Source organism: Candidatus Avelusimicrobium luingense, assembly GCF_902757105.1.
In the GTDB taxonomy this organism is placed as follows: Bacteria; Elusimicrobiota; Elusimicrobia; order Elusimicrobiales; family Elusimicrobiaceae; genus Avelusimicrobium; species Avelusimicrobium luingense.
In genome coordinates, this window is sequence record NZ_CACVTK010000002.1 from 129,751 (window position 1) to 153,446 (window position 23,696).

Sequence of the window (23,696 nt, forward strand, 5' to 3'; positions counted from 1 at the left end):
ATTTTGGACAATTTAAGTATAATGCTTTTATGAAACGAAAAGGATTTACGTTGCCGGAGTTAGTAATCACGGTACTGATTATAGGTATTTTAGGCATGGTGGCTTACTCGTCTTATAGAACATCTGTCTGGAAAGCCCGCACCGCTAAATTAATGCCTCTTGGGAAGGCCCTTACGGAACACGCCCAAATTTTTTACTTGGCTAACGGACGTTATCCCACTTCTTCCGAATTAGACGAAATAATTCCGAAGGTATTTCAATTTGATGAATTTGCTAATACTTGGGTAGCCAAACATACCACTGTTTATTGTGCCATGGGTAGCGGCTTGCCGGACGAACCGGCTACTTGTGCGGCCATCAATTTATCCGTTACGGATGACAGTTGGCTTGCCCCGGTAACACTTTCTTTTCTTACGCAGGAAAATAATTTTTACGAACACCCCATCCTTTGTGTGACACCGCCCAATTCTACCCCCAAAACCGCCCCTTTACAACACCAAATTTGCCGTTCTCTCGGCGGGACATCTTGGGAAGGGTCTAGCTTTATCTACTCTCTTGATTAGTATTAAATAAATCGTAACGCGCAAAATTAGGCGGAGAATATTTTACGGTTTAGCGCGTATGTAATTTCAAACGAATTTTGTGTCAGACGAGGCGCGCAAGGGCGCAGTATACTGTCGGCACGCGCGCGTTAGCGCGGAGGTATTCAAGCCATTGCGCAACGAAGTATCACACAAAATTAGGAAGAAATTAGCCGCGCGGGTGAAATTTCTTGTGTTTGTTTTTGAGATCCGTTACATCTAAATGGGTATAAATTTGCGTCGTCGTTAAATTGGCGTGACCGAGCATTTCTTGCAAACTACGCAAATCTGCCCCGCCTTGCAGCAAGTGCGAGGCAAACGTGTGTCTAAACAAATGCGGATGAAGCGGACGCGAGATATTGGCTTTGCGCCCCAAAGCCGCTAAATCTTTCCACACACTTACGCGGCTTAATTTTTTGCCGCGGTTATTTAGAAAAACTTCCGAGTCCGTTTCTTTGCCTACAAAATGTGCCGTACGCAGCGCCAAATACTCTTTGAGACGCTTACAACAAGCCGGGTGAATCGGCACGAAGCGTTGTTTTCCCCCTTTGCCGAATGCAAGCAGCCACCCTTCGTCCGTATTGATATTTTCTAGCCGCAACCCCAACAGTTCGCTAACGCGAAGTCCCGCCGCGTATAAAAGTTCCACAATAGTTACGGTACGGACTTCGTCAAATTTTTCGGCCGGGAAAGAAAGTAATTTATCCATTTCTTCGCGTGTAAGTTGCTCGGGCAATGATTGGGGAAGTTTGGGGGATTTCAAAAAACGCGTCGGATCTTCTTGGATACGTTGTTCAATCAGCAAGAATTTATAAAAACTTTTCACGGCTTCCATCTTGCGAAATACACTGGCGGGCGATAACCCTTCCACATTTTTTAACTGATAATTATATTGGTCTAAAAACGGGGGTTCTACGTCTTGCGGCAAAATTTCGTTAGCGGCGCAATACTCTAAATAGTGCGCCACGTCCGACGTGTACGACACTACCGTATTGCGCGACAACTGCCGCTCAAAACTCAAGTGATTAGCAAAATCTTCTAATAATACGCCGTCCATAAAAACATTATAACTTTTATCACGTCAGAATGGCGTGGGCCTTAACACATTCAAATTTGCTTTCATTGCGTCACACGGAGCAATTTGCCCTTGACGATTTGAAATAAAAAACCAATAATAATGATAAGTGGTAAAACGGAGCATTTTATGAATAACAAAGCATTTACACTGATTGAATTATTGGTAGTCGTTTTAATCATCGGCATTTTGGCGGCCGTGGCGCTTCCGCAATATCAAGTAGCCGTTAGAAAGGCCCGTGCCGTGCAATTGCGTGCGCGTGCAGATGCCTTATATAAGGGTGCTTCGGCTTATGAAATGGCAACCGGAGAATGGCCTACGGATGTGAGAGAATTGGATATTGATATTGGGGAAGAATCAGCAACCTATCAAAAACTGGACGATACCAGCGTGGAACATATTGGTGCTATTTATGAAAACGGTTCCCGTTGCGGCGTTTGGAAAAGCCCCGCCGGTAATAAAACGGTTCTCTGTGCCGATACGGATGTGATGATTCGTATTTATCCGGACTTGGATCCCCGATATCGTTGTGACGGTCTCACCCCTGTAGGAATAAAAGCCTGCAACTTTTCATAATATCAGACGATTATAAAAAAACCGGAGCATTTTATGAATAACAAAGGTTTTACACTCATTGAACTTTTAGTAGTTGTACTGATTATCGGTATTTTAGCAAGTGTCGCGCTGCCGCAATACAAAAAAGCCGTTATGCGTAGCCGCTATTCCAACTTAAAAGCGATGGCAAACGCCATGGCAGACGCGGAAGAAGTCTATTATTTAGCAAACGGATCTTACACCATGGATGCAGAGGCTTTGAGCATAGAACTTCCCGCCGGGCAGAGTGACGGAAGATTTTTTTATTTTAACTCAGATTATTATTGCCTATTTACAATCGGATTTGATAATGACGAACGTTTAGCCTGTGTGGATGAAAAGGTAGGTCTTTCTTATGAGATCCATTTACAAAACAACACAACGCCAGCACACGCTGGAGCGAAAACTTGTGTTGTCAACCCACCGGGCACACAACTAGCACACCAACTATGCAAACAAGAAACCGGAATGAATGCTCCGTGGTATTCCGATTCCGGTTACTCAATTTATCGGTATTAACGTTGAGTAATTTGTTTATCACTTATCCAAGTAGGGTGGCAAAAATTGCCACCCTACTTTATATTACACCGTTTAAGAAAAGTTGTTATTTTTTGGCTTTTTTCTCTGCCGGTTTTTCTTCGCCGGCCGGTTTTCCGTCATAATGATGGCCGAGATATTTTACATACAATTTATCTTCAATTTCGGCCGCCAGTTCCGGGTTATCTTTAAGATATTGGCGCGCATTGTCGGCCCCTTGGCCAAGTTTTTCTTCGCCATAGATAAACCAACTGCCGCTCTTTTCAATAATGCCGGCTTCCACGCCTTTATCAATAATACACGCTTCGCGCGAAATACCTTGGCCTAAAATCATGGTAAATTCGGCTTGGCGATACGGCGGCGCTACTTTGTTTTTGGTTACTTTGGCGCGCACACGCGTACCGATAATTTCGTCACCTTTTTTCAAGTTTTCAATGCGGCGCACATCAATACGCACGGACGCATAAAATTTAAGAGCAAGTCCGCCGGGGGTCGTTTCCGGGTTGCCGAACATCACGCCGATTTTTTGGCGCAATTGGTTAATGAAAATAATGCTCGTTTTTGTTTTATTTAAAAGGCTGGTGAGTTTGCGCAGGGCTTGGCTCATCAGGCGCGCTTGCAAACCGACGTGAGCATCGCCCATTTCCCCTTCAATTTCGGCTTGCGGAACAAGCGCGGCTACGGAGTCCACCACGATTAAATCAATCGCGCCCGAGCGCACTAACTTTTCGGCAATTTCCAAGGCTTGTTCGCCGGAATCGGGTTGCGAAACGAGCAACTCATCCACATTTACGCCCAAATTAGCGGCATACACCGGGTCCAAAGCGTGTTCGGCATCAATAAACGCCACCGTTCCGCCCATCTTTTGCGTTTGCGCGGCAACGTGCAACGAAAGCGTCGTTTTACCGCCGGCTTCCGGCCCGTAAATTTCAATAACGCGCCCGCGCGGAAGTCCGCCCACACCGAGCGCCAAATCTAACGACAACGCGCCCGTAGGGATGGCTTCTACTTTTTGTACCGAGCCGCTGCCTAATTTACAAATGGCTTCTTTGCCGAAGGCCTTTTCGATTTGGCCTAGGGCGAGGTCTAATGCTTTTTGTTTGTTTGCGTCCATAATTCCTCCAAAATTATGCGTTCACCGGTTCTTTGGTTTTCGCTCCCGCAAAAGTGAGTTTGCGGGTTTCTTTATTAAAATCTACCACAATCTTCGTACGCGCGGGATATTGGCTGACAAGTATATTTTCCGCAAGCGGATCTTCCAGTTCGCGCTGAATCGTGCGCAAGAGCGGGCGCGCACCGAATTTCTCGTCAAAGCCTTTTTCCACCAAGAAGTTTTTGGCTTCTTCGGTCAGTTCCAACGATAATTCTTTTTCCGCCAATTTTTCATCCACTTCTTTGAGTGCCAAATCTAAAATCGCACCGATATTTTCACGCGACAGTGAATGGAAAACAACAATTTCATCAATACGGTTGATAAATTCCGGATTGAACGTCTTTTTCACTTCATCCATCACATTTTGGCGCATATCCTGATAATCTTGCTCGGCGCTTTGGTGAGCCGCAAAACCGAGTTGGTTGCCTTTATTGGTAATTTCGCGCGCACCGACGTTAGACGTCATAATAATCACGCAGTTTTTGAAACTGACGCGGTGGCCTAAATTATCCGACAAAGCCCCTTCATCCAACACTTGCAGTAAGATATTGTAAATGTCCGGGTGGGCTTTTTCCAATTCGTCCAAGACCACCACGCTATACGGGCGGCGGCGGACGGCTTCGGTCAGTTGGCCGCCTTCTTCATAGCCCACATAGCCGGGCGGCGCGCCGATTAAGCGTGAAACGGCAAATTTTTCCATATATTCGGACATATCCAACCGAATCATGGCTTCTTCATCGCCAAACAAGAACATGGCTAAACTTTTGGCAAGTTCGGTTTTACCCACGCCCGTAGGGCCGAGGAATAAAAACCCGCCGATCGGCCGGCTGGGGTTGCCCAACCCGGTACGGTTGCGGCGAATTGCTTGCGACACGACACGCACCGCATCATCTTGCCCGATAATGCGTTCATGCAAGCGTTCTTCCATGTGTAAAATTTTGTCGGTTTCGCTTTGCGTCATGCGCGTAACGGGAATGCCCGTCCATTTAGATGCCACCAGTGCGATATCTTCTTCCGTTACTTCCGGTACGTTGTTAACGTTTTCTTCTTGCCATTTCTTTTTCAAATGGTCAATGTAATTTTTCAGCCGGTCTTCGGTATCTTTAGCGGCGGCGGCTTTTTCAAATTCTTTATTGGCGAGCGCCTCGTCTTTTTCCAACACGGCCTGATTGTACTCCGCTTGTTTTTGGCGGATTTCGGGCGGCAACGTAGCATTTTTAAGCCGTGCCCGTGCGCCGGCTTCATCAAACAAATCTAATGCTTTATCCGGCAAGACGCGGTCGGAAATATAGCGGTCGGAAATAGAAGCGGCCGCTCGGATAGCCCCGTCGGTAAATTTCACTTTGTGGTGTTGTTCGTATTTGGCGCGGACTCCTTTTAATATAGCAATGGTTTCATCCACATCCGGCGGCTCAATAACGACCGGTTGGAAGCGTCTTTCCAAAGCGGTATCGGTTTCCACGTATTTGCGGTATTCATCAAAAGTGGTCGCCCCGATACACTGCACTTCACCGCGGGCCAAGGCGGGCTTTAACATATTGGAAGCATCCATAGACCCTTCCGCCGCCCCTGCCCCGATAATGGTGTGAAGTTCGTCAATGAAAATAATGGCATCTTGCGCAGCAGCCATTTCATCAATAATATTTTTTAAGCGTTGCTCAAATTCACCGCGGTATTTGGTTCCGGCAATGACGGACGCCATATCCAACGCAAGCAACCGTTTTCCGGCGAGCAAGTCGGAAATTTCCCCGCGGGCAATTTTTTCGGCCAGTCCTTCCACAATAGCCGTCTTACCTACACCGGGCTCCCCGATAAGTACCGGGTTATTTTTCGTGCGGCGGGCTAAAATTTGCACCACGCGTTCAATTTCTTCATCGCGCCCGATAACCGGATCCAATTTGTGTTGGGCAGCCAAGCGGGTTAAATCGCGGGTATATTCATCCAACGTCGGAGTTTTTGATTTTTTATTAGTCTTGTTAGATGAATTTTCATCATTTTTGGCCCACATAGGCATATTGATTTCTTGTGATTCTTCGGTACTTTTTTCCGCGATATCGTCTTCGCTGGCGTTTCCTAAAAAGGTCAAAACGGCTTCACGCACGGAAGATAGTTTTTGGCCTAAATTATCCAAAATTTTTGCAGCCATCCCTTCTTCTTCGCGCACAAGGCCGAGCAAAATGTGTTCTGTGCCGATATGTTCCGTACCCAACACTTGTGATTCTTCCACGGAAAATTCCAACACCGCTTTAGCGCGCGGCGTGAACGGAATTTCACCCAATAACATAATCGTATCGCCGATGCCGACCATTTTTTCAATTTCTTGGCGCACCTTACGAAACGTAATTCCCAAGCCGGACAATACTTTATGCGACACCGTACCGTCAATGGCACTCAACCCCAGTAAAATATGTTCCGTACCGACGTAATCGTGATTTAAGCGTTTGGCTTCTTCTTGTGCGATTAAAATAATTTTTTGTGCATTTTCGGTAAATCGTTTAGCCATAAATACCCCTTTCAAAGACAAGTACCTTTATTATATAAAAAACCACAAAGAAACGGTATGAAAACCGTTAAAACGGAAGATCGTTGGACGTTGGCCTTTTGACAAACCTTGCACCATACGTCTGAAAAAGTTACAATAACAATAACTTTTGAATTGAAGGAATTATGATGAATCGTCAAGCATTTACTCTGATTGAGTTATTGGTAGTTGTTTTAATCATCGGCATTTTGGCCAGTGTGGCTTTGCCGCAATATAAAAAAGCGGTGGAAAAAGCACGCGCCGTAGAGGCTATCACGCTTGCCCGCGCCATGGCAAGCGCCGCGGAAGCCTACTATTTGGCAAACGGAGAATATACGGAAGACGTGGAAGCGTTGGATATAGAACTTCCGGGAGAGGTCGTTACCAATTATGGGTACGGAGCGAGTGCCGTAAAAACAAAAAATTTTGTTTGCCGGGCCGCGTCCCTTACAAGCGGATTCACGGAAGCTATTGTGTATTGCAATCGTGATCCTTATTCTCACTTTTACGGTATCGGCAAGGTAAAAAGCGGTCAATTCTTTTGCCATGGATACGATGCTTTCGGAATAAAAATTTGCCAAAGTTTCGGCACCCAAACGGTAAACGTAGGTCAAGGGACAACCGGTTACGTATTTAATTAACCCCCCCTGTTTAGCCCTATCCCCAATTTTGCTATAACACCACGAAAAATGCTTTAGAAAGGGGCCAAATGCCTCTTGACAAATCAAAAAAAAAACCATAATAAAGTATTGGTAAAAAAGCAAGGAGCAAACAACATGAAAAACAAACAGGCATTTACTCTCATCGAATTATTGGTTGTCGTTCTTATTATCGGCATTTTGGCCAGTGTGGCCCTGCCGCAATACAGAGTTGCGGTGGAAAAAGCACACGCGACAGAGGCCCTTACGCTCTTGTCCTCTTTGGAGGAAGCCGTCAACGTATATATGATGGCTAACGGACGCCCCAGCACAACCGTAGAATTTATCGGTAAAGCAGGAAATACAAACGGTATTTCCGATGTATTGGACATAGATGTAGAAAGAATTTTAAAGTGCGATCTCAGCGGCGGCGATGATTGCCGAAGTAATTATTTTAGTTATGATTCTTGGTGCAACGCTTCCGCCTGTGTCGGTGGCGCAGACAGACGCGAAAATGGAAGTTTCAGCAATCCCATACAATACTCTTTAATGATAAATTTTTATGATGGAACTAAAACCTGTTCTTGGAAAGCCGCTTTTCCTTATTCCAAAAAAATCTGCGATAGTCTAACCGGACAAGGGTGGATATCAACACAGGGGTAGGACTAAGCGAATTTTGCTATAATACCTATATGCAAAACGCTTTAGAACGGGCTAAAAAAATCAAAGCCATTTTAACCGATGTGGACGGTATTTTAACGGACGGAAAAGTTAATTTTTTCCTTCAAAACGGCCGCATTGAAGAATTTAAGTCGTTTAATACGCAAGACGGCATTGCCGCGATTTTGTGCCGGCAAGCGGGTATCACGCTGGGCATCATTACCGGTCGGCGGCACGAAACCACTATTCACCGCGCGGATGCGCTCGGTTACACTTATATTTATCAAGGTTTTTTATCCAAACTCGGGCCGCTACAAGACATCTTAAAACGTGAAAATTTAACCCCGGACCAAATTGCCTATATCGGCGATGACTTAACCGATTTACCTTTATTGCAAGCCGTCGGTTTTGCGGCCACGGTACCGGCTGCCGTTCCCCAAGTTAAACAAGCGGCTCATTTTGTTACCGCACGTGCCGGGGGCGATGGCGCGTATCGTGAAATTATTGATTTTATTTTGAACGCTCAAGGCAAATTGGATACACTTGTTCAAAATGCCAAAAACGGGTGGCAGTTGCCCGCCAAAACGCAGTTACAAATTATTACTTCCCAAGAAGGATTAGCCTAATATGCCGAAAGGAAAATTTATTGTTTTAGAAGGGCCGGACCGTTGCGGTAAATCCACGCAAGCCAAACTGCTCGTCAATTACCTGTTGGAGCAAGGCAAAGACGTGCTTTTGACGCGCGAACCCGGCGGAACCCCCACAGCGGAAAAAATACGCCAAATTGTATTAGAACCTAAAGTCAACATTACGCCGATGGCCGAACTCCTTTTATATGAAGCCTCGCGCGCTCAACACACACAAGAAAAAATTATTCCCGCATTGGAAGCCGGGAAAATTGTCATTTGTGAACGCTATACCATGTCCACGTGTGCGTATCAGGGTTACGGGCGCGGTATTGATTTAAAAATCATTGATACCTTAAATAAAATTGCCACGTTGGGGCTCTCGCCCGATTTAACACTCGTATTTTTAATGTCGGATAAGTATTTCACCGAACGCGGCGAATATTTATTCTCCGACCGCTTGGAACAAGAAGACAGGGCCTTCCGCCAGAAAATGCGCGAAGGGTATTTGGAAATGCTCCAATGCACTAAAAACTCCTATTTAATAGATGCCGATAAAGACATCTCGGACGTTCAATTCCAAGTGCGCCAGTTATTAAAAAGACACCAAATCTAAATGCCGTTTTCAGAAATCCTAGGGCAGGAAAAAGCCACCGACTACTTAAAAACGCTCGTAAAAAACGAGCGCGTGCCGGGGGCTTTGTTATTCTACGGGCCGGCTGGTGTGGGGAAGGCGAAAACAGCCCTTGAATTTGCTAAAGCGTTAAACTGTTTAGACGCTACGGCGCGCGCCCAAGGGGAAGCCTGCGGGGAGTGCGCCAACTGCAAAGCCATCAGCCAGCAGATACATCCGGATGTTATCTTTGCCGATTTTTTGTATCAAGCGCGATTAACGGTAAAAAAAGATTTTGAATCTTCTTCCTACGAAGAAGAATTGGAAAAAGAACTCGCCAAGCAACAACACATCAACATTGATACAATCCGCGACGTCACCGCCAAAGCCCAACAAAAAGCCGTAGGGAACGGCTATAAAGTTTTTATCATTGACGAAGCCCAAAGCATGCAAGGTGCAGCGGCAAACGCATTACTTAAATTTATTGAAGAACCGCCCGCCAAAACCGTTTGGATTTTAATTACCTCTAAACGCTCGGCCATGCTACGCACGATTTTATCGCGTTGCCAATCGCTGGCATTTGCCCCTTTATCGCAAGAGAACATTAAACAGATTTTACAGGATAACCAACTGGACACCCAATATACGGACTTGTGCGCTAAATACAGTTGCGGCTCCATACAAGGGGCGTTAAAGGCAGACGGAGCCCTTGCTTTGTTACAAGAAGCCGGGATAAGTGCTACCGGGTGCAGCCCGCAAGGGCCGGCAGCCGTAGTAGCCGAACTACCCCGTACGCTTGTGGCATCGCGGCAAGAAACGCAAGCCGTTTTAGATGTACTTTTACAAGCCTTACATAGCGCGTGGGTATCTGCACCGACCGATAACGAACAGCGCCGCTATACCCATATCTTGCAACAATTTGAAAACTATAAACGCAGTCTAACCCGCAACGTTTCCCCCGCGCTCGTGTTGGAAACGGCCCTTTGCAGTTTAGACGGTCTCAATTTACCTTTATTTGAAACGGAGAATTAAATGACTAAAAAATTCTATATTACCACCCCGCTTTACTATGTAAACTCGGTACCGCATATCGGCCACGCTTACACGACGATAGCGCAAGATATTTTGGCCCGCTACAAACGCCAACAAGGTTTTGACGTACATTATTTAACGGGGACGGACGAACACGGCGCCAACATTGAAAAAACCGCCGCCGCCAACAACGTAACCCCCAAAGCATGGGCGGACAGCGTCGCCGAAAAATACAAAGAAATGTGGAAACAATTAAACATTTCTTACGATGATTTTATCCGCACCACCGATCCGCACCACGAACATGTCGTTCAAGCCATTTTTGAAAAATTACTCAAAACGGGCGATATTTATTTAGGTTCGTACTCGGGCAAGTATTGCATGTCGTGCGAACAATACTATAACGACAGCGAAATTTTGGAAGGCAATCTCTGCCCGGTGCATAAACGTCCCTTAACCGAAGTGCATGAAGAAACGTATTTCTTCAAACTCTCCCGCTACGAAAAACCCTTGTTAAAATACTACGAGGAACACCCCGAATTTTTAAGCCCCAAAACACGCGCCAACGAAATCATCAATTTCGTCAAAGGCGGTTTGCAAGATTTGTCCGTCACGCGCACGAAAGTAGCATGGGGAATTCCGGTGCCGAGCAACCCCAAACATACCATTTATGTATGGTTTGATGCACTTATTAACTATATTTCCGGCGCCGGTTTCGGCACGCATATTTGCGACGATAAAACCGAACACGAAGCACAACTAAAAAAGATCGGCGTTGCAACATTTGAAGACTTGTGGCCCGCTGATTTACACATGGTGGGCAAAGAAATTTTCCGCTTTCATACGGTTATTTGGCCAGCGGTACTCATGGCCTTAAATTTGCCGCTTCCCAAAAAAGTATTTGCGCACGGTTGGTGGACAGTAGAAGGCGAGAAAATGTCCAAGTCTTTGGGCAATATCGTCAACCCCGCCGAAGTAGCCGAAAAATACGGCGTGGACCCGGTACGCGCATTTTTATTCCGCGAAGTACCTTTCGGGCAAGACGGCGATTTTTCTATGGCCAGTTTCAAGAACCGCTACAATTCCGATTTAGCCAATAACATCGGCAACCTTTTATCGCGCACGCTGAATATGGCCGCCAAAAACATCGGTGATTTGCCGGAAACGATTACCGGTAATTATAAACTGCTCGCCAAAGCCGGCGAAGTGGAAAAAATTATTGACGCGGCGTATGATGAACTGGCCTTTGATAAAGTGTTAGAACAAATTTACGGGTTCGCCAGCGACTTAAATAAACTCGTGGACGAGAAAAAACCGTGGGAACTGGCCAAGACCGATCCCGCCGCCACAAAAGAAGTCTTATTAGAGTTGGTGGCGTGCTTGCGCTACGTAGCAAAATGGCTAACGCCGTTTATGCCTACCATCGGGCCGGAAATGGCGCGCCGCTTGCAACCCGGCAAGATTGAAAAATACCCGCCGCTTTTCCCGCGGTTGGAAAAATAAAAATTGCCCAACATAAAAAACCGAAAGTTCACGCTTTCGGTTTTTTTGTGTTTTCTTGCGCCAGTTGTTTTAATTCTTGTTCGCTGTTTTCAAGCCGTAGGCAATAGATATTCAACGCTTGCAAAGCCTCTACCGGAGCGTATGAAAAAAACGGCATGGTATAAACTAATTTTTGCAAGCGGGCCTGCGCCAACCGGGCTGATTTTTTTAATACTTTTAGATCTTCAAATACTTCCTTTTCTGTTTTCATATTTTTATTGGCCCGGTATAAAAAAAGGGCGGTCTCCGATTAGGTGTTCGCTCCATCCTAACCAGAGCCGCCCTTGCGCGTACCCGAAAGTACGCGCAAAGAGAGACTCCCTGTTTCTAGAGCGAACAATCGTTTTGCAACGAATGGCCGTTCTTCACGGCATAGAAACAGATTTATTTCTATTTACAGTATAGCATTTCTACAAAAAAGAATTATGCTCCATGTCAATACAAAAATGTATTAATCTTACGATAAATCAATTAAGTGCCAATTCTTTTGATAGAGTTCTTGCAATTTGCGTTTAAAAAGCGCGTGCTCGGGCCGCGTTAAACCCGGGTCTTGCGCTAAAAGTTCGTCGCGGTCTTGTATGGCCTGATATAAAATATCGCGGTCTTTAAAAATATCGCCCGCCTTAAATTCCAACTCCCCGCTTTGGCGCGTACCCAAAATTTCCCCCGGGCCGCGCAGTTGCATATCGCGCTCGCCGATTTTAAATCCGTCGCGCGTAGCGCAAATAATATCCACCCGTTCTTTAGCGATACTTCCCGCATGTTCGGGTACTAACATACAATAACTTTGATGTTCACCGCGGCCCACGCGCCCGCGCAACTGGTGCAAACTGGCCAAACCAAACCGCTCGGCATTTTCAATTACCATAACGGTAGCGTTTTTGACATCAATACCCACTTCTATGACGGGCGTTGCCACCAAAATATCAGTCTTGTGCGCGGCAAAATCAGCCATGATTTGTTCTTTTTCGGCTTGCGTCATTTGCCCGTGAAGCATAGACAGACGAAACTGCGGAAACACTTTTTTTAACTTTTCAAATTCTTCCGTAACGGCTTTGGCGGAAATTTTTTCGCTCTCTTCAATCAGCGGAAAAACAATATATGCTTGCCGCCCGTTTTGTATTTCTTCACGCACGCGGTCATACGCCAATTTCGGCGTAGCCGTTTCGGTAATAATCGCCTGCCGTCCCGGCGGAAGTTCGCTAATGGTAGATACTTCCAAATCGCCGTAAAACGCCAACGCAAGCGTACGCGGGATAGGAGTAGCCGTCATGGTTAAAAGGTCTAATTTAGCGGTTTTTTCTTTAAGTTTGCTGCGCTGTTTGACGCCGAAGCGGTGCTGTTCATCAATAACCGCCAAACGCAGATTATGAAATTTCACATCGTCTTGAATAACCGCATGCGTACCGATTAAAATATGCAAACTGCCGTCTGCCAACTCTTTCAAAATTTTCTTGCGCGCCGCAGCTTTGGTGCTGCTTGTCAGTACGGCCACATTTACAGGTAGCCCTTGCAAAAGCCGCTTAAACGTAAAATAATGTTGTTCGGCTAAAATCTCCGTCGGCGCCATGAGGGCCGCCTGATACCCGTTTTCCACGGCCAATAACATTGCACATAACGCAACCACCGTTTTACCGGATCCCACGTCCCCCTGCAACAACCGGTTCATCGGACGAACCGAACACAAATCATTGAAAATTTCGTTAATTACTTTTTTTTGGCTATTGGTAAATTCAAAACCGAGATGCTGGCGAAACGGCGTTAACAGATTTTTTTTGATTTCGTAGGAATAATCTTTGGCTAACACTTTGGTTTGCGTGCGTTTAATGCCCCACGCCGTAGCAAGCAGTAAAAATTCTTCGTATGCAAGACGCGCGCGGGCATTTTCCAACTCGGCAAGCGAGTTGGGAAAGTGCACCGCTTTTAATGCTTGCGGGGCACTTAAAAATTTATGTTTTTGCAGCAACACCGGCGGCAAAATTTCCTGTTCGTTCGCCATAGCGGAAGTCTGCAACGCCTCATGCACAAATAATCTGAATTGTTTGTTAGTCAGCCCTTCGGTCAGCCCGTAAATAGGTGTTAAACGCCCGGCGTGTAATTCGGTAAGTACATCTGCGGCGACGTAGTGTTCTTCCACCGTAATTTTATTACCGAAAAAATTATTTTTATTCTCGCGCCGCCCAATCACCCATACTTCGTTATTGATATGAAAATCTTTTTTAAGTGTACCGAACGGATCAAAACTATACCGCCCGAACGTGCGCCGTTTGAACCACGTACACTCAATTTCGTGGCCTTGTTCGTCTTGCAAAAACGCCTTAAAAATAAGCACACTGCGCGCCGGAACGGTTTGCGAGCGCAGAACGCGCCCCTTAAAAACGACGAGCGAATCGGAGTTATACTCGTTAGGTGGGGCGCCCAAGCGGCGGTCTTGATAAGTACGCGGATAGTAGTGCAGCAAATCTTCTACCGTCTCAATTCCCAACTTATCAAACAATTTGGCTTTGGCCGGGCCGATACCTTTTAAGTACTGAATTTCGCTCATATTATTCTTATTTTACCAATAATCGGCTTATGATTTGCTACAATTTTAACAAGGAGAACTATTATGGAAACATTGGAAATGATGTCGCAAAACATTAGCACCCAACTGTTAGAGTTGGGCCAAAGCAGTTTGAAAGTGTTAGTCGCGTTACTTGTTGCCCTACTTATTATGGTATTAGGGTTATACATTTCGCGGCTGGTCAGTTCGTTTGTCAAAAAAATGCTGGGCAAAATTTCGTTTGATGAAAAAACATCTAAATTAGGCATTAACGAACTTTGCATGCGCTTTGGGCTTGGCAAATCACCGACGTATATTATCGCGTTCGTGCTCGCGTGGGCGGTAATTTTCTATGCGGTGGTATTAGCCGCGGAAGTGTTGCACTTGGAAGTCATCCGCAATCTGTTCACCCAATTCTTAACGTTCATCCCGACGCTTTTTGTGTCCGTGATTATTCTGTTTGCCGGTATGCTCTTTGGCAAACTGATGAGCAACATTATTGAAAATTCCGCCAAAGCCAACAACTTGCAAGGCGGTTTTTTGATGGCGCGGGCCGTCAATGCGTTTATCATTTTCTTCTGTGCGCTTTTGGCGGTAGAGAATTTAGGCATTGCTACGCAACTGGTAAACAATATCGTAGTAATTGTGCTAGCGTCTTTGGGGCTTGCGTTTGCTATCGGTGTAGGGCTCGGCTCTAAAACATTGGCCGAAGATTTTTTACGCCACTTGTTTAAGAAAGAAAATAAATAAGTTTTTCATCCGCAAAAAAGCCGAAGCGATTTTTGCTTCGGCTTTTTTATTTACAAAAACCGATTTATTTTTCCATGATAAATTTACCGGACTACAAAACGTTTCTTGACAGATTCAAAAAAAAGCACAATAATAATAAATAAGGAAATTTTTTATGAACGATACAAAAGCATTTACACTCATTGAATTATTGGTAGTTGTGCTCATCATCGGCATTTTAGCGGCCGTAGCCCTGCCGCAATATAATAAAGCGGTAGAAAAATCAAAAGCGACACAAGCCTTCGCATTACTAAAAACATTGGGCGAGACAGGGTTGGTGTACAAAATGGCCACCGGGGATTATCCGTTATCGTTTGAAGATTTAGATGTGGAAATTCCCGCGTGGGCCGGAAATACGCAAGTGGGGATTACGATTCCTACCGAAGTACATTCTTCCAAAGATTGGAATATCGTTTTCTTTAATAACGAAGATCAGAACCGCGGCGTACGTTTGGAACGGTTAACCGGCCCCTATCGCGGAGCCGCTTTCCAATGGCAATGGCGCAGCGACAGCAATACAGAAGAACAAGTGCCTAAAAATCAAATTATTTGTATCGAAGAAACCGGTTATTTCAAATTAGCCGAAGGCGATTATTGCACTAAATTATTCCGGGGAACTAAAACACCTTATCCCGGGGCACAAGAAAAAGTCTTCAAATTACCGTAACAAAATTTATTTTTCAAAGACGTTTTTGTCGCGCAGTTTGCGGTGGTAAGTAACGGCAAAGCGGTGAACTTCGTCACGTATTTCCATTAAAAGGTTAAGGGCCGGATCGCCGATAGGCAGTTTAATGCTTTCTGCCGCGCCGGGCAAATAAATTCCTTCGTGTGTTTCGGCAAGCGCGATAAACGGGATATATATATCCGCACGTTCAAAGGCATTTAGCGCAGCGGTAATTTGGCTTTTACCGCCGTCAAGCAAAATCAGGTCGGGCGCGTGGGCCGGGTCGCGCTTGATTTGGCGCAAACGCCGATAGACACTTTCTTCCATCATCGTAAAATCACTCCCGCCGCGCTCGGGCAGTTTGGAGCGAATCTTAAAACGGCGGTAATGTTCGTGGTTTTTCTCGCCGTTAATATAGCAAACCATACAACCCACCGCTTCGCGCCCAAATAAATGCGAGTTATCAAACGCTTCAATATGCGCGGGTAATTTTTTCAGTCCGATAACTTCGGCAAGGCGTTTTAACTTATCGGTATTTTGCATAGCCGTTGTGATTTTTTCATCTTTGAATTTTCCCACAATGACGCGCTCTTTCATGTGTTCTATCGCTTGCAGAAAATTGCGGAAAACCGCCGCTTTTTCATATTCCATTTTGGACGAATGTTCGTGCATAAGTGCGGTCATTTTTTCGGTAATATCCCCAAAATTTCCGTCTAAAAATTCCGCCATGCGCTTTACAAGCACGCGGTAATCTTCGTATGAAATTTTCCCCGCGCAAGGCGCCGGACATTGCCCCGTATGATAATAAATACACGTGTTGATTTTTAAGGGAGCAAGCGCTTTCTCACGCGAAAAACTCCAGTGGCAGGGCCGCAATGGGGCATAGTTGCTTTTCCATAAAAACCGCATTAAACTTTTGACAATAGATGATTTGGGATACGGCCCGAAATACAAGTCCTTGCCTTTTATCACGCGGCGCGTAAGCACCAAGCGCGGATAATCTTCCCCCGTCGTAATTTTCAAGTACGGATAACTTTTCCCGTCTTTACCGAGCGAATTAAAAAAAGGCTGATATTCTTTAATGAGTTTTTCTTCCAACACCAGTGCGTCGCGTTCGCTGTCGCACGTGATGTAGTCTATTTTGGCAATCAGCGGTAGCAAACTGGGCAACTTCCACCCGCGCGAATACAGGTTAGATTCTTGAAAATACTGCTTGACCCTATCGGACAAATTTTTTGCTTTTCCGATATAGATAATCGTGCCCGATTTATCGCGCATAATATATACGCCGGGGCTTTTCGGTAAGATATCAATTCGCGGGTCCATAGGTATATTGTAACATTTGCGGCTTTTGAGTGGCAGTTGACCGCTCCCGGTAAATTAACTATAATATATGTACCGATTTTTGTATAGAGGAATTATTACAAATGGCAAAATTAAAAACTGGTAGACACACTAGCGCTATCAAAGCGCAACGCCAAGCCGTCAAAAGAACTTCCGCCAATAAAGGCTTAATCAAAAAAGTTCGCTTGGCCACTAAAACCGTCAAAGCGTCCGCTTCTACAAAAGCCGCTACGCTCAAAGACGATTTGAAAAAGGCAAATTCTTGCATTGACAAGGCCGCCAAAAAGAAAACCATTCACTGGAAAACGGCCGCCCGCAAGAAATCTCGCTTGGCCAAAGCCGCCAACAAAGCCAAATAAATAACGGTTTTGTCTTGAAAAACTCCCGCTTAAAAATTAAGCGGGAGTTTTATTTATAAAAATTATTGCTTTAGATAAAATACAAACGGCAGACGTTAGTCTGCCGTTTGTATAATCAATGTTATTTTATTTAAGCCGCTTTGTGCTCATACTTAAAGCAAATGCTAAATAGCATCGCTACTACAAGCGCAAACCCCGCAAACACAAACCACGCATGACTCCACCCTTGCATAATCGCTTGAGAAACATCCGGCGGATATACGCCATTTATCAGTAAGTCCGTGTTTTGGTGCGAGATGACTAAACAATTCACTACTTTCTGCGCCGCGAGCGAACCGATAGCCGCGCCGAAGCCGTTGGTCATCAGCATAAACACACCCTGCGCGCTGGAGCGGATGGACGGATCGGTTTCTTGGTCCACAAACAACGAACCGGAAATGTTGAAGAAATCAAACGCCACCCCGTACACAATCATAGACGCTATTAACAGCACAATACCCAGCACGGTGGACGGGTTACCAAGCCCTAAAAACCCGAAACGGAGCACCCACGCAAGCATACTGATCAGCATTACTTTTTTAATACCGTAGCGTTTTAAGAAAAACGGAATCAGCAAAATACAAAGTGTTTCCGACATTTGGGAAAGCGAAATCAGCGCGTTGGCGTTGTTAGCCCCCCACGAACCGGTAAAACCGTCTAACGAGTTAAACCCGCTGATAAACGGGCCCGCAAAACCGTTTGTTACTTGTAAGGACATACCGAGTAACATAGAGAATAAAAAGAAAATCGCCATTTTCTTTTCCTTAAATAAGGCAAATGCTTTAAGTCCTAACGCATCGGCTAACGTTTTGGCTTCGCCTTGTGCCACCGGGCACGCGGGAAGCGTCAAACAATAGACCGCCAAAATAAAACCGAGCAGCGCCGAGAAATACCATTGGACATAACTGCCCTGAAAGCCCGCGAAGTTGGTGGTAAGCATCGCACAAATAAAACCCACCGTTCCAAACACACGAATTGGCGGGAAAACTTTGACAGTATCTAACCCCTGTTGGCGAAGTGCCGTATAGGCTACCGAGTTAGAAAGCGCCAACGTAGGCATATAGAACGCCACGCTTAACGTGTAGCAAGTAAACAAGTGGGAAAAACTAATTGTACTTTGCGAGCCGTAATATGCCGCACCCGCAATAAATGCCGCCGCTAAAAAGTGACACAGGGCAAGCATTTTTTGAGCCGGTACCCAACGATCGGCAATAATACCGATAACAGCCGGCATAAATAAGGATACAAACCCTTGTACCGCATAAAACCAACCGATATGTTCGGCCAAGCCCGCGCCGGCCAGAAACGTCCCCATGGACGTTAAATACGCCCCCCACACGGCAAATTGGAGGAAGTTCATTACTGTCAAACGAGTTTTGATATACATGTTTGCTTGTTTGCACGCACCGACAGTGCATTCTCCTGTTTTCAAAATAACGCATCCGAACGATTTGGAGCGCCGTTAAAACTATTTTACAAAAAAAGATATAATATAGGAAATTTACCCCAAAAGGAGAAAAACTATGGCCGATTACAGTTTTGATATTGTGTCCAAAGTGGACTTAAATGTAATTAGTGAAGCCGTCAGCGCCGCCAATAAAGAAATTACCAACCGCTACGATTTCAAAGGGACTTCGTCTTCCATTGAACTAAACCAAAAAGATAACGAACTCAAACTGGCTTCCAGCGATGAATTCAAAGTCAATACGTTGCGCGACATTATTTTTACACGTATCGCCAAACGCGGTATCCCGCTTAAAAATATGCTCCCGCAAAAAATTGAATCGGCTTTGGGCGGAAATGCCAAACAAACCGTCAAAATCCAACAAGGTATCCCGGCGGAAAAAGCCAAACAAATTTCTAAAACCATTAAAGACGCTAAACTCAAAGTCAGCGCCTCTATTCAAGGGGATCAGTTGCGCGTATCGTCTAAATCTAAAGACGAACTCCAAAACACCATGGCACTTCTGCGCGGGCAAGATTTCGGCGTAGAACTTCAATTTACAAATTACAGGTAATTTCCATGAAAAAAATAATCCTTACTTTCTTATTTTGTGCGTTAGGCGTAACGACATGGGCGATAGATTCCCAAAAAACGTTGGAGTTTTATAAACAAGCCATCAGTTCTTTTCCGGTTAAAAACTCCGGCGAAACCCGCAGATATGCCTCTGCCTTGGCCGACAATTTAGATACTTGGTTTTTACAAAACCCGGCGCATCCGTCGGCCCCCGATGCCCTTTTGGTGCAAACGCGCTTACTGGTCAAAGCCGGACGCAACGGCGAAGCACTCGGCGTATTGTTCCGTTTGCGCTATTTATTCCCCGCGACGGACATGGTCCAATTGTCGCCGTTATTTAATGAAACACAAGAGGCGTTAGACAAAAAAGTCCGCGAAATGGCCAGTAAATTATTCGTACAAACGCCGAATGAATCTATGTTAGATAAACAAACGGCTAAAATGCTTTATGCGTTTTCCAAATTAAGCGGTAAAGAATTTTATCCGGCCGCCGTACAGGCATTTGAACGGTTTTTATTGCATTATAACGAATACCCCGGAAATAATGAAATAGAATTATGGTATGGCGATTTGCACCGGGTGAACGGCAATTATTTGGCTGCCATTTTGCAATATAAAAAGGCCAATGCCTTATATCCCAATTCCCCTTACCGGGCAGCCAGCATGCGCTTGATTGGCGATGTATATGCCGATAACTTAAAAAATACGGCTGCCGCCACGGAGGCCTATACTAGCGTGTTGCGGTTGTATCCCAATTCGGCCGAAACGGGAACGGTATACAAGCACATGGCTATTTTAGATGAGAACAATAAACAGTACGACAGCGCTTTGCTCAATTACGATAAGGCCATTGAACTAATTAAAGATCCTAATTCCGTCTATGAAGCCTACCGCGGCAAAGCCGATGTGTATTACAAACAAAAACAATATGACATGTCTTATGACACCTTGCAACAAGCCGCCAAATTGTCTAAAGTATCCAAAGAAAATGCGGCCAACGCTTATATGCAAGCGGCTAAAATAGCGCATAAAAAATTCAAAGATCCTAAACGCTATATACAAGCCTTGGAAAAAGCCGTCTTATTGCAACCCACCGCCCCGCGTATGTATGAATTGGCAGGGGCCTACGCCAAAGACGGACGCACCGATAACGCATATGAAACATATACGAAACTGATTTTACAGTTTCCGACAAGCAAATATGCCACCAGCGCACAAAACAAACTGACGCGTCTGCAGAAAAAGAAATAAAAATACTTTAGTAAAAACCCCCGTCAAACTAGGCGGGGGTTAATTTTATTAAAAAGCATGTATGGTATAGAGACGCATGGTACCGCTATAAACATTCTGTCCATGCCATAGTTTTTCGCAATAACTTCCCGCCGAACCAGGATACACTACTGCTCCGCTGGCAACTTCCGCACAAAGGAGCGTATTAGCGGGAATATTCAGTTGAGCATAGTTTTGTTTCAGAGGATAATACCCAAATCCCGTACCGCGGTACTCACCTGTTAATTGGCCTAAAAAAATTATATATGAATCGGAACTTGCTTCTGTTTCTAACACAAGAGACCATTTACCATTAGAACGGGCATCAACAACCGCCTCATTCCACCATCTTTCCGTGCCATTCCAACCGGCAGGGAATTCGATATCTAATTCATCGAAAGACGATGGAAACGATCCATTGGCTATATAATACGTATCGGCGGCTTGACTAAGCGACTTAAGTAACGTCATCCCTTGCGTGGCTCGGGCTTTTTCTACCGCCCGCTTGTATTGCGGCAAGGCCACTGCAGCTAAAATACCGATAATTAACACAACTACTAAAAGTTCTATCAGCGTAAACCCACTTACTTTGCCCGAAATTATACCTTTCATAAAACTCCTCTTTTGTTACTGAATTTGCCTACCCATAAAATTTAACAAAAAAAAAAAACAATGTCAAGTAAAATTTTCTCTACCAAAAAAGCATCTTCAGAAAATTTCCCGAGGATGCTTTTTAATCAACCAGTTTTACTTTATGCTAACACTTTTTGCGCTTCGCTAATCAACGTATGCAAGTGCTCTTCGGACGTGAACGTTTCGGCATAGATTTTCAAAATATTTTCCGTACCGCTCGGTCGCACCAAAAACCACGAATTTTCCAAATACACTTTAAGGCCGTCCGTATCGCGCACGCGGGTAACTTTCTCTCCCGCCACTTGCGGCAACGTAAAATCAGCCGCTTTTAACGCTTTGATACGGGCTTTTGTTTCGGCGTCGGTCGGCACATCCACGCGCGTATAATACGGCGTACCGTATTTGCTAGCAATATCCTTATATAAGGCGGCAATATCACCGGCAACGGCTTGGATTTCCATTAACAGACATACGGCAAAAATACCGTCTTTTTCCGTCGTCCAACCGCTTACCGACATACCCGCGCTTTCTTCCCCCGCCAACACCAAACGGCCTTTGTCTAATCCTTCCACAAAATACTTAAAACCGACGTTCACTTCGTCCAATTCCAACTCGTAGTGTTTGGCAATACGGTCTAACAGGGCCGTCGTTCCTAACGTGCGCCCAATAGCCGTTGCCCCTTTGACACGGTGCTTTTTAACTAAATAGTCCGCCATAACACATAGCGCGTGATTCGGGGCAATCAGCCCGCCTTGTGCCGTAGCGCAACCGAAGCGGTCGGCATCCGGATCACTCGCACCGGCGAAAGCATACACTCCTTTTTGCACCAATTCTATCAGCGGTTTCATGGGATATTTAGACGACGGATCCATGCGAATTTTTCCGTCATGGTCTAACGGGATAAAGCAGAATGTCGGGTCTTGTACTTCGCTGACAATATCCACATTGTGCAAACCGTATTTTTCTTTAATGGCACGGTAAAAAGGCAAACTGGTACCGCCGAGCGGGTGAATAGCAAACCGGCAACCGGATGCGGCTATTTTTTTGAAATCAATTTTTTGCCCGATGGCTTTTACGTACGGGGTAATGACATCTGCCGTCGTTACCAACCCCCGTTCCCGCGCTTGAGCAAGCGGCAACGATTTAATTGCCGACGGATTGGCCATATATTCATTGGCATATTTTTCAATTTGGGCCGTCAATTTACCGTCGGCCGGGCCACCGTTAGCCGGGTTATATTTAAGTCCCATTTCCTGCGGCGGGTTATGGCTGGCGGTGCCATTCAAACAGGCACACGCGCGCCCACTGCGAATTTCAAACGAGAAAACCGGCGTCGGCACCGGGATATCAGGCAAGATAACCGGGATATTATTTCCAGTTAAAACTTCCGCGCATAGTCGCGCTGTTTCGCGCGACATCAACCGCGTATCTCCCCCCACCAAAACCGGACCCGTAATATGATTTTCCAAATGGATACGCGCCACGGCTTGCGCGATGGCTTGCGCATGCAAAGCACAAAACCCTTCCCCTAAAGTTCCGCGGTGCCCAGACGTACCGAATTTAACAGGCACCGGGGTTTTGCCCGGGGCAAAAAAAGCACTGTGTAAGGCTTGTGTATCAATTTTTTGTGTAGATAATGTTCCGGCAAGTTCGCTGACCATAAAGAAATCTCCTTATCCTAAAATAGCATTGCACGTTACGTCTTTCTTTTTCTATCATATTATATATGTTTAATTTTCGCAAATGGAGATACGTACAAATGAAAAAAATCTTAACCGTTGTTTTTAGCTTATTTCTTTTCCCCGCGGCAGCACTCGCGTCCACCAATATTTCCGATGACTTCCGCGATCACTATGCCGGCAGTGCTTCCAACTTATCTGCCTACAACAAAGATATCAATACCCTTATCGGCTTAAACGATTTCCACACCGGAAAAGCCACTTCTTTCCCGGGGTTTGATGTCGGAGCGACTTTCGGTGGCGTCAAAGTAGGCAAGGACAACAACATTTCATCCGAAGATTATTTAATCACGCCTTTTATTACGGCCGAAACATTTGTTCCGGTTATTAATACCACCGTAGCCGTACGCGGCAGTGCCTTTAACGGTTTTGAATCGTTGGGCCTTGGGTTGAAATACAATTACGATGTCATGCAACTTTTTGACGTAACGTTAGCCGGCTTTTACGACCACGCCCAAACCGATTGGTACACGGTTGACCATTTGTCTTTATCGGCTGTGGCTTCAACCACAGTATTATTCGTGACGCCCTATTTAGGTGTAGGCTATGATTATGGGGACTTTTCTACCCGCAAAATGGCAGAAAACCGCTCTACTTCCGACGGAGCCGTTCGCTATACGGCCGGGGTGCGCGTGGCACCGTTTCCGTTGTTTTACATCTTTGGGTCATACACCAAAACTGCCAGCAACGAAGGGTTCCAAGGCGGTATCGGCCTGAATTTTTAACTGA

The 23,696-nt window shown here is 45.4% G+C and carries 24 protein-coding genes; 15 read left to right on the plus strand and 9 right to left on the minus strand.

Going from position 1 to position 23,696, the window contains the following annotated elements:
* Positions 1 to 29 precede the first annotated feature (29 nt).
* Positions 30 to 563, plus strand: a complete 534-nt coding sequence (locus tag ACQY3H_RS02075; protein ID WP_428074359.1) for a type IV pilin protein — start codon at positions 30 to 32, stop codon at positions 561 to 563.
* Between the two features lie 187 nt (positions 564 to 750).
* Here the strand turns inward: ACQY3H_RS02075 and ACQY3H_RS02080 are convergent, their stop codons facing one another.
* On the minus strand, positions 751 to 1,638 hold the full coding sequence (locus tag ACQY3H_RS02080; protein ID WP_428074361.1) for a tyrosine recombinase: 888 nt from the start codon (positions 1,636 to 1,638) through the stop codon (positions 751 to 753).
* A gap of 147 nt (positions 1,639 to 1,785) precedes the next feature.
* Between ACQY3H_RS02080 and ACQY3H_RS02085 the strand changes: the two genes are divergently transcribed.
* Positions 1,786 to 2,232 carry a type II secretion system protein gene (locus ACQY3H_RS02085; RefSeq protein WP_428074363.1) on the plus strand — a complete coding sequence of 149 codons (447 nt, stop codon included), beginning with the start codon at positions 1,786 to 1,788 and terminating at the stop codon, positions 2,230 to 2,232.
* 33 nt (positions 2,233 to 2,265) lie between these two features.
* Positions 2,266 to 2,769, plus strand: coding sequence for a type IV pilin protein (locus ACQY3H_RS02090; RefSeq protein ID WP_428074365.1), 504 nt, complete (start codon positions 2,266 to 2,268; stop codon positions 2,767 to 2,769).
* 85 nt (positions 2,770 to 2,854) lie between these two features.
* On the opposite strand, the gene recA is transcribed toward ACQY3H_RS02090, so the two are convergent.
* Both recA and ACQY3H_RS02100 read right to left on the minus strand, forming a co-directional pair.
* Complete coding sequence (gene recA / locus ACQY3H_RS02095) at positions 2,855 to 3,901, minus strand: recombinase RecA (protein ID WP_428074367.1); 1,047 nt, start codon at positions 3,899 to 3,901, stop codon at positions 2,855 to 2,857.
* A gap of 13 nt (positions 3,902 to 3,914) precedes the next feature.
* Positions 3,915 to 6,443 carry an ATP-dependent Clp protease ATP-binding subunit gene (locus tag ACQY3H_RS02100; RefSeq protein WP_428074369.1) on the minus strand — a complete coding sequence of 843 codons (2,529 nt, stop codon included), beginning with the start codon at positions 6,441 to 6,443 and terminating at the stop codon, positions 3,915 to 3,917.
* A 164-nt stretch (positions 6,444 to 6,607) separates the two neighbouring features.
* On the opposite strand from ACQY3H_RS02100, the gene ACQY3H_RS02105 reads away from it, so the two are divergent.
* The 6 genes from ACQY3H_RS02105 to metG all read left to right on the plus strand — a co-directional run bounded on the left by ACQY3H_RS02105 (position 6,608) and on the right by metG (position 11,533).
* Positions 6,608 to 7,102, plus strand: coding sequence for a type IV pilin protein (locus tag ACQY3H_RS02105; RefSeq protein WP_428074371.1), 495 nt, complete (start codon positions 6,608 to 6,610; stop codon positions 7,100 to 7,102).
* Positions 7,103 to 7,237: 135 nt separating this feature from the next.
* A complete protein-coding gene (locus ACQY3H_RS02110) occupies positions 7,238 to 7,762 on the plus strand; it encodes a type IV pilin protein (RefSeq protein WP_428074373.1) in 525 nt (174 codons plus the stop codon).
* Positions 7,763 to 7,791: 29 nt separating this feature from the next.
* A complete protein-coding gene (locus tag ACQY3H_RS02115) occupies positions 7,792 to 8,385 on the plus strand; it encodes a KdsC family phosphatase (RefSeq protein ID WP_428074375.1) in 594 nt (197 codons plus the stop codon).
* A gap of 1 nt (position 8,386) precedes the next feature.
* Complete coding sequence (gene tmk, locus ACQY3H_RS02120) at positions 8,387 to 9,001, plus strand: dTMP kinase (RefSeq protein WP_428074377.1); 615 nt, start codon at positions 8,387 to 8,389, stop codon at positions 8,999 to 9,001.
* Positions 9,002 to 10,030 carry a DNA polymerase III subunit delta' gene (holB, locus tag ACQY3H_RS02125; RefSeq protein WP_428074379.1) on the plus strand — a complete coding sequence of 343 codons (1,029 nt, stop codon included), beginning with the start codon at positions 9,002 to 9,004 and terminating at the stop codon, positions 10,028 to 10,030.
* Positions 10,031 to 11,533: a methionine--tRNA ligase gene (metG, locus tag ACQY3H_RS02130; protein WP_428074382.1), complete on the plus strand. Its 1,503-nt coding sequence runs from the start codon at positions 10,031 to 10,033 to the stop codon at positions 11,531 to 11,533.
* Positions 11,534 to 11,561: 28 nt separating this feature from the next.
* Here metG and ACQY3H_RS02135 read toward each other — a convergent pair whose 3' ends face one another.
* Together ACQY3H_RS02135 and recG are read right to left on the minus strand one after the other, a co-directional pair.
* Positions 11,562 to 11,783 carry a hypothetical protein gene (locus ACQY3H_RS02135; protein ID WP_428074384.1) on the minus strand — a complete coding sequence of 74 codons (222 nt, stop codon included), beginning with the start codon at positions 11,781 to 11,783 and terminating at the stop codon, positions 11,562 to 11,564.
* Positions 11,784 to 12,029: 246 nt separating this feature from the next.
* On the minus strand, positions 12,030 to 14,117 hold the full coding sequence (recG, locus tag ACQY3H_RS02140) for an ATP-dependent DNA helicase RecG (RefSeq protein WP_428074386.1): 2,088 nt from the start codon (positions 14,115 to 14,117) through the stop codon (positions 12,030 to 12,032).
* Positions 14,118 to 14,180: 63 nt separating this feature from the next.
* Between recG and ACQY3H_RS02145 the strand changes: the two genes are divergently transcribed.
* Positions 14,181 to 14,864, plus strand: coding sequence for a mechanosensitive ion channel family protein (locus ACQY3H_RS02145; RefSeq protein ID WP_428074388.1), 684 nt, complete (start codon positions 14,181 to 14,183; stop codon positions 14,862 to 14,864).
* 154 nt (positions 14,865 to 15,018) lie between these two features.
* Positions 15,019 to 15,570, plus strand: coding sequence for a type IV pilin protein (locus ACQY3H_RS02150; protein ID WP_428074390.1), 552 nt, complete (start codon positions 15,019 to 15,021; stop codon positions 15,568 to 15,570).
* A 6-nt stretch (positions 15,571 to 15,576) separates the two neighbouring features.
* Here the strand turns inward: ACQY3H_RS02150 and ACQY3H_RS02155 are convergent, their stop codons facing one another.
* Positions 15,577 to 16,893 (minus strand): GIY-YIG nuclease family protein, encoded by a 1,317-nt coding sequence (locus tag ACQY3H_RS02155; RefSeq protein WP_428074392.1) that lies wholly within the window; start codon positions 16,891 to 16,893, stop codon positions 15,577 to 15,579.
* A gap of 101 nt (positions 16,894 to 16,994) precedes the next feature.
* Between ACQY3H_RS02155 and rpsT the strand changes: the two genes are divergently transcribed.
* A complete protein-coding gene (gene rpsT, locus ACQY3H_RS02160) occupies positions 16,995 to 17,270 on the plus strand; it encodes a 30S ribosomal protein S20 (protein WP_428074394.1) in 276 nt (91 codons plus the stop codon).
* A gap of 130 nt (positions 17,271 to 17,400) precedes the next feature.
* On the opposite strand, the gene ACQY3H_RS02165 is transcribed toward rpsT, so the two are convergent.
* Positions 17,401 to 18,696, minus strand: coding sequence for an MFS transporter (locus tag ACQY3H_RS02165; protein WP_428074813.1), 1,296 nt, complete (start codon positions 18,694 to 18,696; stop codon positions 17,401 to 17,403).
* 136 nt (positions 18,697 to 18,832) lie between these two features.
* On the opposite strand from ACQY3H_RS02165, the gene ACQY3H_RS02170 reads away from it, so the two are divergent.
* Both ACQY3H_RS02170 and ACQY3H_RS02175 read left to right on the plus strand, forming a co-directional pair.
* Positions 18,833 to 19,327 carry a YajQ family cyclic di-GMP-binding protein gene (locus tag ACQY3H_RS02170; protein ID WP_428074396.1) on the plus strand — a complete coding sequence of 165 codons (495 nt, stop codon included), beginning with the start codon at positions 18,833 to 18,835 and terminating at the stop codon, positions 19,325 to 19,327.
* Between the two features lie 5 nt (positions 19,328 to 19,332).
* Positions 19,333 to 20,577: a tetratricopeptide repeat protein gene (locus ACQY3H_RS02175; protein ID WP_428074398.1), complete on the plus strand. Its 1,245-nt coding sequence runs from the start codon at positions 19,333 to 19,335 to the stop codon at positions 20,575 to 20,577.
* A 48-nt stretch (positions 20,578 to 20,625) separates the two neighbouring features.
* Here the strand turns inward: ACQY3H_RS02175 and ACQY3H_RS02180 are convergent, their stop codons facing one another.
* On the minus strand, positions 20,626 to 21,207 hold the full coding sequence (locus ACQY3H_RS02180) for a type IV pilin protein (protein ID WP_428074400.1): 582 nt from the start codon (positions 21,205 to 21,207) through the stop codon (positions 20,626 to 20,628).
* Positions 21,208 to 21,347: 140 nt separating this feature from the next.
* Positions 21,348 to 22,889 (minus strand): phosphoglucomutase, encoded by a 1,542-nt coding sequence (locus ACQY3H_RS02185; protein ID WP_428074402.1) that lies wholly within the window; start codon positions 22,887 to 22,889, stop codon positions 21,348 to 21,350.
* 98 nt (positions 22,890 to 22,987) lie between these two features.
* Here ACQY3H_RS02185 and ACQY3H_RS02190 point away from each other — a divergent pair, with 98 nt between their 5' ends.
* Positions 22,988 to 23,692: a hypothetical protein gene (locus ACQY3H_RS02190; RefSeq protein ID WP_428074404.1), complete on the plus strand. Its 705-nt coding sequence runs from the start codon at positions 22,988 to 22,990 to the stop codon at positions 23,690 to 23,692.
* Positions 23,693 to 23,696: the final 4 nt, after the last annotated feature.